The 11,154-nt window shown below is 69.5% G+C and carries 12 protein-coding genes and 1 pseudogene; 3 read left to right on the top strand and 10 right to left on the bottom strand.

Annotated elements, in window-relative coordinates:
* Positions 1 to 266, top strand: a pseudogene (locus ACIDOCELLA78_RS91375) (lytic transglycosylase); the annotation flags it as partial.
* On the opposite strand, the gene tolB reads toward ACIDOCELLA78_RS91375, so the two are convergent.
* The 9 genes from tolB to ACIDOCELLA78_RS91330 are packed head-to-tail and all read right to left on the bottom strand — an operon-like array spanning position 224 to position 7,475.
* Positions 224 to 1,825 carry a Tol-Pal system beta propeller repeat protein TolB gene (tolB, locus tag ACIDOCELLA78_RS91370; RefSeq protein WP_249676112.1) on the bottom strand — a complete coding sequence of 534 codons (1,602 nt, stop codon included), beginning with the start codon at positions 1,823 to 1,825 and terminating at the stop codon, positions 224 to 226. The pseudogene ACIDOCELLA78_RS91375 and the gene tolB sit on opposite strands and share 43 nt — an antisense overlap.
* A 31-nt stretch (positions 1,826 to 1,856) precedes the next feature.
* Entirely contained in the window at positions 1,857 to 2,819 is a 963-nt protein-coding gene (locus ACIDOCELLA78_RS91365) for a hypothetical protein (RefSeq protein ID WP_201729080.1), read from the bottom strand.
* 52 nt (positions 2,820 to 2,871) lie between these two features.
* Entirely contained in the window at positions 2,872 to 3,315 is a 444-nt protein-coding gene (gene tolR, locus ACIDOCELLA78_RS91360) for a protein TolR (RefSeq protein WP_201729079.1), read from the bottom strand.
* Position 3,316: 1 nt separating this feature from the next.
* A complete protein-coding gene (gene tolQ, locus ACIDOCELLA78_RS91355) occupies positions 3,317 to 4,033 on the bottom strand; it encodes a protein TolQ (protein ID WP_201729078.1) in 717 nt (238 codons plus the stop codon).
* A 2-nt stretch (positions 4,034 to 4,035) separates the two neighbouring features.
* Positions 4,036 to 4,524 carry a tol-pal system-associated acyl-CoA thioesterase gene (gene ybgC / locus ACIDOCELLA78_RS91350; RefSeq protein WP_283770847.1) on the bottom strand — a complete coding sequence of 163 codons (489 nt, stop codon included), beginning with the start codon at positions 4,522 to 4,524 and terminating at the stop codon, positions 4,036 to 4,038.
* A gap of 11 nt (positions 4,525 to 4,535) precedes the next feature.
* Positions 4,536 to 5,576, bottom strand: a complete 1,041-nt coding sequence (ruvB, locus tag ACIDOCELLA78_RS91345; protein ID WP_201729076.1) for a Holliday junction branch migration DNA helicase RuvB — start codon at positions 5,574 to 5,576, stop codon at positions 4,536 to 4,538.
* On the bottom strand, positions 5,573 to 6,187 hold the full coding sequence (ruvA, locus tag ACIDOCELLA78_RS91340) for a Holliday junction branch migration protein RuvA (protein ID WP_201729075.1): 615 nt from the start codon (positions 6,185 to 6,187) through the stop codon (positions 5,573 to 5,575). The genes ruvB and ruvA overlap by 4 nt, the downstream gene beginning before the upstream one ends.
* The gene (gene ruvC, locus ACIDOCELLA78_RS91335) at positions 6,184 to 6,687 is read right to left on the bottom strand and encodes a crossover junction endodeoxyribonuclease RuvC (protein WP_201729074.1); all 504 of its coding nucleotides are present in this window, start codon (positions 6,685 to 6,687) and stop codon (positions 6,184 to 6,186) included. The genes ruvA and ruvC overlap by 4 nt, the downstream gene beginning before the upstream one ends.
* A gap of 38 nt (positions 6,688 to 6,725) precedes the next feature.
* Positions 6,726 to 7,475 carry a YebC/PmpR family DNA-binding transcriptional regulator gene (locus tag ACIDOCELLA78_RS91330; protein WP_201729073.1) on the bottom strand — a complete coding sequence of 250 codons (750 nt, stop codon included), beginning with the start codon at positions 7,473 to 7,475 and terminating at the stop codon, positions 6,726 to 6,728.
* A 136-nt stretch (positions 7,476 to 7,611) separates the two neighbouring features.
* On the opposite strand from ACIDOCELLA78_RS91330, the gene ACIDOCELLA78_RS91325 reads away from it, so the two are divergent.
* Positions 7,612 to 8,817: a glycosyltransferase gene (locus tag ACIDOCELLA78_RS91325; protein ID WP_201729072.1), complete on the top strand. Its 1,206-nt coding sequence runs from the start codon at positions 7,612 to 7,614 to the stop codon at positions 8,815 to 8,817.
* Positions 8,814 to 9,902 carry a glycosyltransferase gene (locus tag ACIDOCELLA78_RS91320; RefSeq protein ID WP_201729071.1) on the top strand — a complete coding sequence of 363 codons (1,089 nt, stop codon included), beginning with the start codon at positions 8,814 to 8,816 and terminating at the stop codon, positions 9,900 to 9,902. The genes ACIDOCELLA78_RS91325 and ACIDOCELLA78_RS91320 overlap by 4 nt, the downstream gene beginning before the upstream one ends.
* Here the strand turns inward: ACIDOCELLA78_RS91320 and ACIDOCELLA78_RS91315 are convergent.
* On the bottom strand, positions 9,860 to 11,083 hold the full coding sequence (locus tag ACIDOCELLA78_RS91315) for a TCR/Tet family MFS transporter (protein WP_201729070.1): 1,224 nt from the start codon (positions 11,081 to 11,083) through the stop codon (positions 9,860 to 9,862). The genes ACIDOCELLA78_RS91320 and ACIDOCELLA78_RS91315 overlap by 43 nt on opposite strands.
* Positions 11,084 to 11,154 lie beyond the last annotated feature (71 nt).

Raw genomic sequence — 11,154 nt, 5'->3', positions numbered from 1 at the left:
AGCCGCCCACCCGGACGGCCGCCGCCGGGAGTGCCGGAAAGAAGGCCAAGCCGACCGCCGGTGGAATCGATGTCCGGCATTTCGCACCGGGCTCGTTCGCCTTTGCGCCGCTGCACGGCACCGCATCGATCCTGCCGCTGCAGAACCAGCCCGCGGCGCCGGGGCCGCACGTGTCCGTGCCGGGGAGCATTGGCGGCGCAATGGCCGGCCGATCCCTCGCCGCCTACCGGCGGATGCCGATCCCGATCGCCGGCGCGTCTTCCTGATAACGCGCCCTGAGTTTCACCTCGTGTCCTGCTTCTGAAATCCATCGGATTTCAGAAGCAGGACACTCGGGCAGTTCCCGATCCACCCGGGCCGGGAACTGCTTTATCCTGTTGATGACCGGAACGTCATCCCAAGCGGCCGGCAACGGCTCAGGAGAGCAGCGGCCCCAGGACGGGTCCTCGGCATTGGTCGGCGTCGGCGTGATCCGCTCGTTGAACCCGTCGACACCGATCGTCACCAGATGCGAGACATTGCCGATCTTGAGGGGATTCTGGCGATAGAACATGATCACCCGCCCGTTCGGGCAGAAGGTCGCGGCCTCTTCGAGATACCCCTGGGAGAGCAGCCGCTCGCCGGAGCCATCCGGTTTCATCACGCCAATCCCGAAACCGCCGGCATCCAGCCGGGTGAAGGCAATCATGTCGCCCCGCGGCGACCAGACCGGCTCGGCGTAGCGGGCATGACCGTAGGAGATGCGCTGGATGTTCGTGCCATCGGCGTTCATGACAAAAAGCTGCTGGTCGCCCGGACCGTCGCGGTCCGAGTTGAACACGATCTTGGTGCCATCCGGGCTGTAGCACGGGGTGACGTTGATCGAATTCGCGTCGGTCAGCTGGGTCATCCTGCGGCTGCCGAGTTCGTATTTCACGATCATCGCCCCCCCGCCTTTCGAGACCGAGAACAGCAGGGCCGAACCATCGGGGCTGAAGCGGGGGCCGAAGCTCATCTCACCGAACGAGCCGATATTGGTGCGCGCCCCCGTTTGCAGGTCGAACAGATAGACCTGGGGCTGACCGTTCTCGAAGCTGGCGAAGGCGAGCTGCTGGCGCGACGGGTTGAACTGCGGCGACAGCGCCATGTTCCGGCCCGAGGTCAGGAAACGGACATTCGCGCCATCGTAATCCATCACGGCCATGCGACGGATCGGATCGGTCGGCCGGCCGGCGACCGAGATGAAGGCGACGCGGGTGTCGAAATAGCCCTTTTCACCAATCATCTGCTGGTAGATGTCATCGGCGATGATGTGCGCGATTCGGCGCCAGTTGTTGGACGCGGTCGTGTAGGCGGTGCCCTGAAGCTGCTTCTGCTGCGAGATACCCCATAGCCGGTACTCGACACGGATCTGCCCGCCGCCCTGGTTCGTCACCTGCCCGGTGACGAGCGCCTGGGCACCAAGGATGCTCCAGTTGTTCCAGACCGGAATGCTGTTGACCACCGAATTCGGCACGAAGCTCGTCTGGTCGATCGCGCGGAACAGGCCGCAATGGTCGAGATCGGAGGTGACGACCTGGGTGATCTGCGCGCCGAGATCGGAGGTGTTGCCGCTGGCGTCGGTGAACGAGGGCAGCGCGATCGGGATCGGCGCGTTGTGCGCGCCCGAAACGTTGATCGCATCGCCGGGGCCGTTCGAGGCGCTCTGCGCCCGGGCGAAGCGCGGCAGAACGAGACCCGCGGCGCCTGCGCCCATCAGCAAACGGCGAGAGAGCGACGGCAGGCGTTCCATCGTGGTTCCCGCAAGGCGCGGGTGAGCGGTTGGCTGCGGACGGCGGATCGTCATGAAGGACCTCTATCCTGAAACGCTTTGAATGCTACGGCGTGAACCTGAAAATGAAGGTATGGACCGAGCCGAGCATATAGGACGGCAGCGGCAGCTTGGCACATTGATAGTTCTTAACCGCGTCGACGGCCCGGTTGGCGAAGGCGGCGAACAGCGGATCGCCCAGCTTGCCCTGGTCCTGCGGCGCGACCTGCGCTTCGCGGACGATGCCGGCCGCATCGGTCACGACCTGGAGCAGCACGCTGAATTTCCGTACACCCGGCGCCCCGGCGTCGATCCCCCAGCAGGGCCTGACCGTGTTGGCGATGGCGTTGCGCTGCGATGCCGACAGACCTGAATTGGCGGTGCTCATCTTCGAGCCGCCACCATGCGGCGCGCCGCCCTGTTCAGGGTTGTAGCGCGCGGTCGGCGGTTTCTTCTGCTTCTGCAGTGACCGCAATTTCGCCAGCGTATTCAGCACGGACTGGCTCATCGGCACCGGCGTCTTGACCGTGTGCTTCTGGCTGGTCGGGCTCTTTTCCGCCGGGGCGGGCGGCGTCTTTTTCGGCGGCAGCGGCAGTTTTTTGGCCGGCTTCGGCGGCGTGGGCTTCTGCGGCCGCTGTGGCGGCGGCGGCGGCGGCGTGGGAATCGGGGTCGGCGCCGGCGTGGGCGGTGGGGGCGGCGGCGGCGGGGATGGCGGCTGCGGCAGTTTCGGCGTGGCGTGGGGTGCCGGCGGCGGCGGCGGTGGGGGTGGCGGCGGCGCGACCTTTGGCTGCGGCGTCGGCTTCTGCACCGCGAGATGCGCCTTGTGCACGGTTTTGGTTTTTGCCGGCGCTGCGACCTTGCCCTTGTGCAGGGCCTGCTGGGGCGCCGCGTTGCCGACCAGCGTGACGTCGACGGCTTCCGCCGCCGGCGCGTCGAGCTTTTCCCGCGGCAGGACGGCGACGAGCAGCAGCACGATCGCCAGATGGACGATTGCCGAGACGATCGCTCCCCGCCGAAGCTCTGGTTCCATGGGTCAGTCCCGCCTCAATCGATGCACGCGCCGGATGCCGGGTCTTCCGGGATCAGCGTTTTGCCGCGGTCGGCTGCTGGGCAAGCAGGGCGACCTTGTTGAACCCGCCATTGGTGATCGTCGCCATGACCTTCAGCATGGTTCCGTAGGGCACCGCCGTGTCGCCGCGCACGAAGATGCGGCGGTCAGTGTTGTTTTTGGCGATCTGCTGCAGGGTCGCGACCAGGTTGTCGAGCTGGACCGCCGAATTCTGCAGGTAGACGCCGCCATCGGACTTGACGGTGATGGTGATCGGCGTGGCGTCGGAATTGACCGGCTTCGCGTTCGCGTGCGGCAGGTTGACGGTGACGCCCGAGGTGATCAGCGGCGCGGTCACCATGAAAATGATCAGCAGCACCAGCATCACGTCGACCAGCGGAGTCACGTTGATTTCCGACATCGGCCGGTAGCGGCCGCGGCGGCTGCCGGATTTGCGCTCGACCACGCCCCCGGCCATCTCAGCCGCGCTCCTCGGCCTGACGCGACAGGATCGCGCTGAATTCGGCGGCGAAGGCATCGAGCCGGCCGGCGATCCGCGTCAGGTCGGTCGAGAGCTTGTTGTAGGCGAGAACCGCCGGCACCGCGGCCACGAGGCCCATGGCGGTGGCGAACAGCGCCTCGGCAATACCCGGCGCCACCACGGCGAGATTGGTGTTGTGCATCGCGGCGATCGCCGAGAACGAATGCATGATGCCCCAGACCGTGCCGAACAGGCCGACGAACGTGCCGACCGAGCCGATCGAGGCGAGGAAGATCATGTTCCGCTCGAGTCGCTCCATCTCGCGCATGGTGGTGACATCCATCGCCCGGTCGATGCGCGCGGAAACGCTGGAGCGCGCGATGTCCGCGCCGGCGATCCGGCTGGAGCGGCGCCACTCGCCCATCGCGGCGCCGAAGACGGCGGCGATCGGATGGTCCGGCTCGGCCCCTTCCTGGTCGTAGAGTTCATCGAGGCTGCGACCGGACCAGAACTTGTCCTCGAACGCGTCCGCGGCGCGATTGATCTTGCGGATCGTCATCGACTTCTCGATGATGATGGCCCAGACCCAGACGCTGGCGGCCAGCAGCAGGATGATGACCACCTGCACGACGAATCCCGCATGCAGGAACATGCCCAGCAGCGACAGATCTGACCCCGGCGTCGCCAGCCCGGTCGTGTTCACAGCCTGATCCACCTTCAGTCCCCTTCCACGGCCCTCTGGCCGTCACCTGTTTCGCCGCCCGGCACGCCCGCCTCATGCATCCGCACCAGCGCAGCGCGCATGTCCGCCGGCAGGCGAGACGCCCGCCCGCCCGCCCGGTCGACACAGGCCAGCCGCAAGCCGATCCGCACCAGCGTCTCGTCACCACGCCTGATCATCTGGTCGAGAGTGACGGTTGCCGCGGAAACCCGCCGCACCCTCGTCGCCACCGTGATCAGGTCGTCGAGCCGCGCCGGCCGCTCATAGTCGATTTCCGCATGGCGCACCACAAACATACGGTCGTGGACTTCTACCATTTGCGCGTGTGGCACCCCCAGCGAACGCAGGGCTTCGGACCGCGCGCGCTCGGCATAGCGGAGGTAATTGGCGTGATAGACGATTCCCCCGGCGTCGGTATCCTCGAAATAGATGCGGATATCGAGCCGGTGCTCACCGCCATGAAGCGCGTTGTCCATCGTTTTCATCGCGGGGGTCATCACTCCAACGGCAGGTCCGCCTGGCCGGGCACGGCGGCGGTCGGCAGCAGGCCGAGATGCGCCCAGGCCTCGCGTCCCAGCATTCGCCCACGCGGGGTGCGGATCACGAAACCTTCCTGGATCAGATAGGGCTCGATCACGTCCTCGAGCGTGTCGCGCGGCTCGGAAAGCGCCGCCGCCAGGGTCTCGATGCCGACCGGCCCGCCATTGTGGTGCTCGGCGATGCGGCGGAGATAGCGCCGGTCCATCGCATCGAGCCCGCGCTGGTCGACGTCGAGCCGGGTCAGCGCCGCGTCGGCCGCCGCGCGATCGACCGTCGCCGTGCCGGCGACAGCGGCGAAATCGCGCACCCGGCGCGTCAGCCGGCCGGCGATCCGCGGCGTGCCGCGCGAGCGGCGGGCGATTTCCGCGGCGCCATCCGCCGTGATGTCCATCTCCAGCAGTGAAGCGGCGCGGGTGACGATCAGTCGAAGCTCCTCGGGCGTGTAGAAAACCAGCCGCAGCGGAATGCCGAAGCGGTCGCGCAGCGGATTGGCGAGCAGGCCGGACCGCGTGGTCGCGCCGATCAGGGTGAAGCGCGGCAGGTCGATCCGCACCGAACGCGCTCCGGGCCCCTCGCCGATGATCAGGTCGAGCACGAAATCCTCCATCGCGGGATAGAGAACCTCCTCGATCGAGGGCTGCAGGCGGTGAATCTCGTCGATGAACAGAACGTCCCTCGGTTGCAGGTTGGTCAGGATGGCCGCGAGATCGCCCGATTTCTGGATGATCGGCCCCGAGGTTGCCCGGAAACCCACCCCCATCTCGCGGGCGATGATCTGCGCCAGAGTGGTCTTGCCCAGCCCCGGCGGGCCGTGCAGCAGCACATGGTCGAGCGATTCGCCCCGGCCGCGTGCCGCGGCGATGAATATCGCAAGATTTTCTCGGCTCGCTTTCTGCCCGGTGAATTCGGCGAGAGTTTGCGGCCGCAGGGCGGCCTCCGGCCCGTCCTCGGCATCGCGCACGCCGGAAAGCAGGGCCCGATCTTCCGCGCCGCTCATCGGGCCAGCCGCTTCAGCCCGCCGCGGATCAGCTCATCCAGCGGCGCGTCCTCGCCGGCTTCCGCCTGGACCGCGGCGAGGGCGGCCTCCGCCTCGGCGCGGCGGTAACCGAGATTGACCAGGGCCGAAAGCGCGTCGGCCAGCGGTCCCTGCGGCAGGGCGGCGAACGGGGAGGTCGCCGCCGGGGCGAAGACGGAGCCGGTGGGCATCGCGGCGATCCGCTCGCGCAATTCGGAAATCAGTCTGGCGGCGAGCTTCGGGCCCACACCGGGGGCGCGGGTGATGGCGCCCTTGTCGCTCGCGGCGATGGCGCTGGCGAGCTGGTCCGGCGGCAGCGCCGAAAGCAGGTTGAGCGCCACTTTCGCGCCCACGCCCTGAATGGTGGTGAGCAGGCGGAACCAGTCGCGCTCGGCGGCGTCGATGAAGCCGAACAGGGTGATCGCGTCCTCGCGGACCTGGGTTTCGACGAGCAGCGTCGCGCGCGCCGGCGGCGCCGGCAGCGCGGCGAGGCTGCGCGCCGAGCAGAGCACCACGTAGCCGACGCCGTTCACATCGATCAGGCAGCGCCCGTCCTCGATCTGCTCGGCCGTGCCGGACAGCCGCCCGATCATGCCGCCGGCACCCGGCTGGCGGTGGCGAGATGATGCGCATGGCAGATGGCGACGGCCAGAGCATCCGCCGCGTCGGCGCGGGTGATCGCCGCCCCCGGCAGCAGGCGGCGCACCATCAGGGCGACCTGGTCCTTTTCCGCCGCCCCGGTGCCGACCACCGCGCGCTTCACCGTTTTCGCGCCATATTCGGCAACCGCGATGCCCGCCCGCGCCGGCGCGAGCAGGGCGACGCCGCGGGCGTAGCCGAGCTTGAGCGTCGCGGTCGCGTTGCGGTTGACATAGGTTTCCTCGACGGCCGCATGATCCGGCGCATAGGCCGCGAGCAGCCGGGCGAGTTCCGCATCGAGCGTATGCAACCGCTCGGCCACCGCCGCCGCGCCATCGGTCGCGATCACCCCGTCGGCGATATGGCGCAGCCGGTTGCCGTCGGCCTCGATGATGCCGAAGCCGGTGAAGCGAAGGCCGGGATCGATCCCGATGATGCGCGCGCGAATCGGCATGTCTGCGGACTATAGAGGATTCGGCGCCCCCCGTCCGGTCAGGCCGAGAGCGCCTGCATCACCTCATCGGGAATTTCGAAATTGGCGTAAACGCTCTGCACGTCGTCGCTCTCCTCCAGCGCGTCGATCAGCTTCATCACGCTGCGAGCGGCCTCCTCGTCGAGCGGCGTGGTGGTGGTCGGCCGCCAGTCGAGCTTGGCGGTTTCGGGCTCGCCGAATTTCTGCTCCATCGCATCGCGCACGGCGAAGACATTTTCCACCGCGCAGACGATCTCGTGGCCCTCATCGGTGCTCTGCACGTCGTCCGCCCCGGCCTCGATCGCGGCTTCGAGCATGTCGTCCGCGCTCGCCGCGGCGGCGGGATAGCGGATCAGGCCGATCCGGTCGAACATGAAGGCGACAGAATTGGTCTCGCCCAGCGCGCCGCCATGCTTCGAGAACGCGGCCCGCACGTCGGAGGCCGTGCGGTTGCGGTTGTCGGTCAGCGCCTCGACGATGATCGCGATGCCGGACGGGCCGTAGCCCTCGTAGCGCACCTCCACGTAATCGTCGCCACCGGCGCCACCGGCCGCCTTCTTGATCGCCCGCTCGATCGTGTCGCGCGGCATGTTCGCCTGGCGGGCGGCGGCGCAGGCCGCGCGCAGCCGCGGGTTCGCTGCCGGGTCGGGCAGGCCGGTTCTTGCCGAAACGGTGATCTCGCGGATCAGCTTGGCGAACTGCCGGGCGCGCCGCGCATCCTGCGCGCCCTTGCGGTGCATGATGTTCTTGAATTGCGAATGTCCGGCCATCAGAAAATCCATGGTTCTGCATCGGAGCGCGGGGGCGCGCTCCGGGAGTTTCGGTCGCGGGTGGCGATATCATGTCCGGTCCGAATTTGATATGCCCCGTCAGCGGCCGGGTGTTGCGGCCACGATCGGGGGATGGATGGAGAGAGCTTCGCTGGGGCTGGCGCATCGCGCATGGCGCATGCTGCCGGCCGAGACGCGGCGCCGGGCGATGACCCGGGTGGCGGGCCTCGTCGCCGGCCGGCCCGACCGCGCGCCGCCGGCAGCGAGCGAGGGCATCGTGGTGGCGGGCGATATCGACGGAGCGAACGGCCTCGCCGAGACCAGCCGGATCATGGACACGGTGTTCCGCCAGATCGGCGTGGGGCGCGGCACCATCCAGCTCGGCCTGCCCAGCGTCACGCCCGCACCGGCTGGGCTGCCGCCGGCGACTGCCGCGATGCTCGCGGTGGTGAACGCGCCGATCCTGCCGGTCGGCCTCGCCCGCTGGCCGCGCGCGCTGATGCGCGGCCGCCGGGTGATCGGCCTGTTCGTGTGGGAACTGCCGGCGGTGCCGGCCGCCTGGCATGTGGGGGCGAAATTCGTCCACGAGATCTGGGCGCCGTCCGCCTTCTGCGCCGAGGCGTTCGAGCCCCTGGCGCCGGGGCGCGTGCGCGTCGTGCCCTATCCCCTCGCCGCCTTGCCACCGCCGCGCATCGAGGGCGGGCGCGCCGATTTCGGCCTGCCCGAAGGCGCGCTGGTGGTGCTCGTCGTGTTCAATCTCGCGTCCAGCCGCGTGCGCAAGAACCCCGAAGGCGCCATCCGCGCCTTCCGCACCGCCTTCGGCGACCGCGCCGACCGGATGCTGGTGCTCAAACTCTCCGGCACGACGATGTATCCCGAGGATCTGGCGGAGATCCGGGCGCTGGTGGCCGATGCGCCGAACATCCGGGTGATCGACGAGACCATTCCCGAGCCCGCGCTCCGCGGCCTGATCGCGGCGAGCGACATCGTGATGTCGCTGCATCGCGCCGAGGGGTTCGGCCTCATCCCGGCCACCGCGATGCTGCTCGGCCGCCCGGTGGTGACCACCGGCTGGTCCGGCAACATGAGCTTCATGGATGCGGACAGCGCCGCCCTCGTGCGGTACGATCTGGTGCCGGTGAACGATCCGCGCGGCACCTACCGGCTGGCGGGAAGCCGCTGGGCGGAGCCGGATGCCGGGCATGCGGCCGTCCTGCTCCGGCAACTCGCCGACGATCCCGCAGCGCGGGCGGCGCTCGCAGCGCGCGGACGGGAGCACGCGATGCGCGCGCTCGGCGATGCGCCGGTGCGGACCGCGCTCGGCGCGTCCGGCATCCGATGAGGGTCCTGACCTGGCAATGGGGACGGCGCGGCGCCGGGCCGCGCTTCGCCGCCCTGCTCCATGCGGCGTTCGGCCGCCTGCCGGCGACCGAAGCGATGCTGTCGCTCTCGGCGGAGGCGGAAATTCTCGCCGCGGCGGATGCGCCCGACTGCGCCTGGCGATATCCCACCTATGCGAGCGCCGCCGGCGCGCTGGCGCGGCTGCTCACCCTGCCCCTCGCCGGGCGCAGCGTTCGGGCGGACCTCGCGCGCCTCGCCCCGGATGTGGCGCTATGCGCCATGCCGGCGGTGCTCGACCGGCTGATGGTCGCCAATCTGCGCGTGCCCTACGGACTCATCGTGCATGACGCGGTCTCGCATCCGGGGGAAAGCCTGAGTTTCCGGCTGGTGAACCAGGCGCGGCTGCTGCGCGGCGCGGGATTGCTCGTCACGCTCAGCCAGGCGGTGACCGACGAGTTGCACGGTGCTGGCGCGGTCCGCCCCGGCCAGCGGGTTCTCACCCTCACGCATCCGCCGATGCCGGTAGGCGATGGCGCGATGCCAGCCGCGCCCTTCGCCCATGGCGGCCTGCCCCGACTGCTGATGTTCGGCCGGCTGCTGCCCTACAAGGGGCTCGACCTGCTGTGCGAGGCGATGGAACGCCTCGGCCCCGATCCGGGATTCGGGCTGCGCGTGGCGGGCGATGGTCCGGACTCGGCCGAACTCGGCCGGCTCGGCGCGATGCCGCATGTCACGCTCGACCGGCGCTGGATTCCCGAGGCCGAACTGCCACGGCTGATCGGCGAGGCGGACGCGCTGGTCCTGCCCTACCGGCAGGCGAGCCAGTCCGGTGTTGCGGCGGCGGCGCTCGCTTTGGGCCGGCAGGTGATCGCCACCGATGTCGGCGGTCTCGCCGAACAGTTGCGGGACGCGCCGCAGGCGATCCTCTGCCCGCCGGATGCCGGCGCGCTGGCGGATGCGCTGCGGCGCTGGCGGGATCGGCGGGACACGCAGGGAGCCTGGAGGCCCACCGATCCGATGGCGGCGTGGACGGCGATGGCGGCTCAGATTCGCGCTGGGCTGGAGGCGCTTTCGGGTTCGGGCTGAGCCGGCTGCACCGACCAGACGAGCAGTGCTGCGCCGGCCAGCATGGCCGCGACCATCACGAACGGCGCGCCGGGAAAGCGCCACGGCAGGAAGCCGCTGAACGCCTCGAATACGGCAGCACCGGTCAGCGGGGCGACGATGGCGGTCAGCCCCTCGATGGAGGACAGCGCGCCGTTCATCCGCCCCTGCTGGTCCGCCGGCGCGGCGCGCGAAAGCATGCTGCGGATCGCGGGGTTGGCAATCGAGCCCAGCGCCATCAGCCCCACCCCGGCGAACAGCCAGGACGCCGTAGGCGCAAGGCCGAAGATGAGATAGGCGGCGGCGTTGCAGGCGAAGCCGGCGAAAGCGGCGCCGCGCTCGCCGAGCCATGTCACCGCCCGGCGGACGAGGCCGAACTGCACGAGCGTCGAGGCGAGGCCGATGCAGGCGAAATAGACGCCGCTCTCGCGCGGCCCCCAGCCGAAGCGCAGCGCGGCATAGAGAACGAACACCGCCTGGATCGCGCCGAGACCGAACCATCGCACACTCCAGGCCGCGGCCAGCCGCCAGAGACGCGGGGCCGCGGTGAGCAGCCGGATCGCGCCGAGCGGCGTTGCTTCCCGCAGGCGAAACGGCCGCCGCCGCTCCGGCGGCAGCGATTCGGGCAGCACGAAAACGCCATAGATCACGTTCACCCCGACCAGCCCGGCGGCGGCGAGAAAGGGGAGCCGCAGGTCGATCGCGCCGAGAAAGCCGCCAATCATCGGGCCGGTGGTGAAGCCGAGGCCGAAGGCGGCGCCGATCAGGCCGAAACGCTGGGCCCGGCGCTCCGGCGGGGTGATGTCGGCGATATAGGCGCTGGCGGCCGAAACATTGCCGGCCGTCGCACCGGCGATCAGCCGGCCGACGAATAGCCAGAGCAGGTTGGGCGCGAAGGCGAGCAGCAGATAATTCGCGGCACTTCCGGCAAGGGAGACGAGGATGAGGCGGCGGCGGCCGAACCGGTCGCTGAGCTGGCCGAGCACCGGGGCGGCGAAGAACTGCGTCGCCGCGAAGGTCATGCTCAGCACGCCGACCCAGAGCGCCGCCTGCGAGGCCGGCGTGGCCGAGAGATGTTCCACAAGATCGGGCAGGATCGGCGCGACCAGGCCGAAGCCGATGGAATCGATGACGAGAACGGCGAAAATGAAGCCCAAGCTCAACCCGCCTCCGCCCGGCGCACGGCACCGCGCATCATGCGGGGCAGGCCCGCATGGCACGCGGACAATGCCGC

This window comes from Acidocella sp. C78, assembly GCF_907164655.1.
Note: the sequence above shows the minus strand (reverse complement) of the source record. Positions and strands in the feature narration are given on the sequence as shown.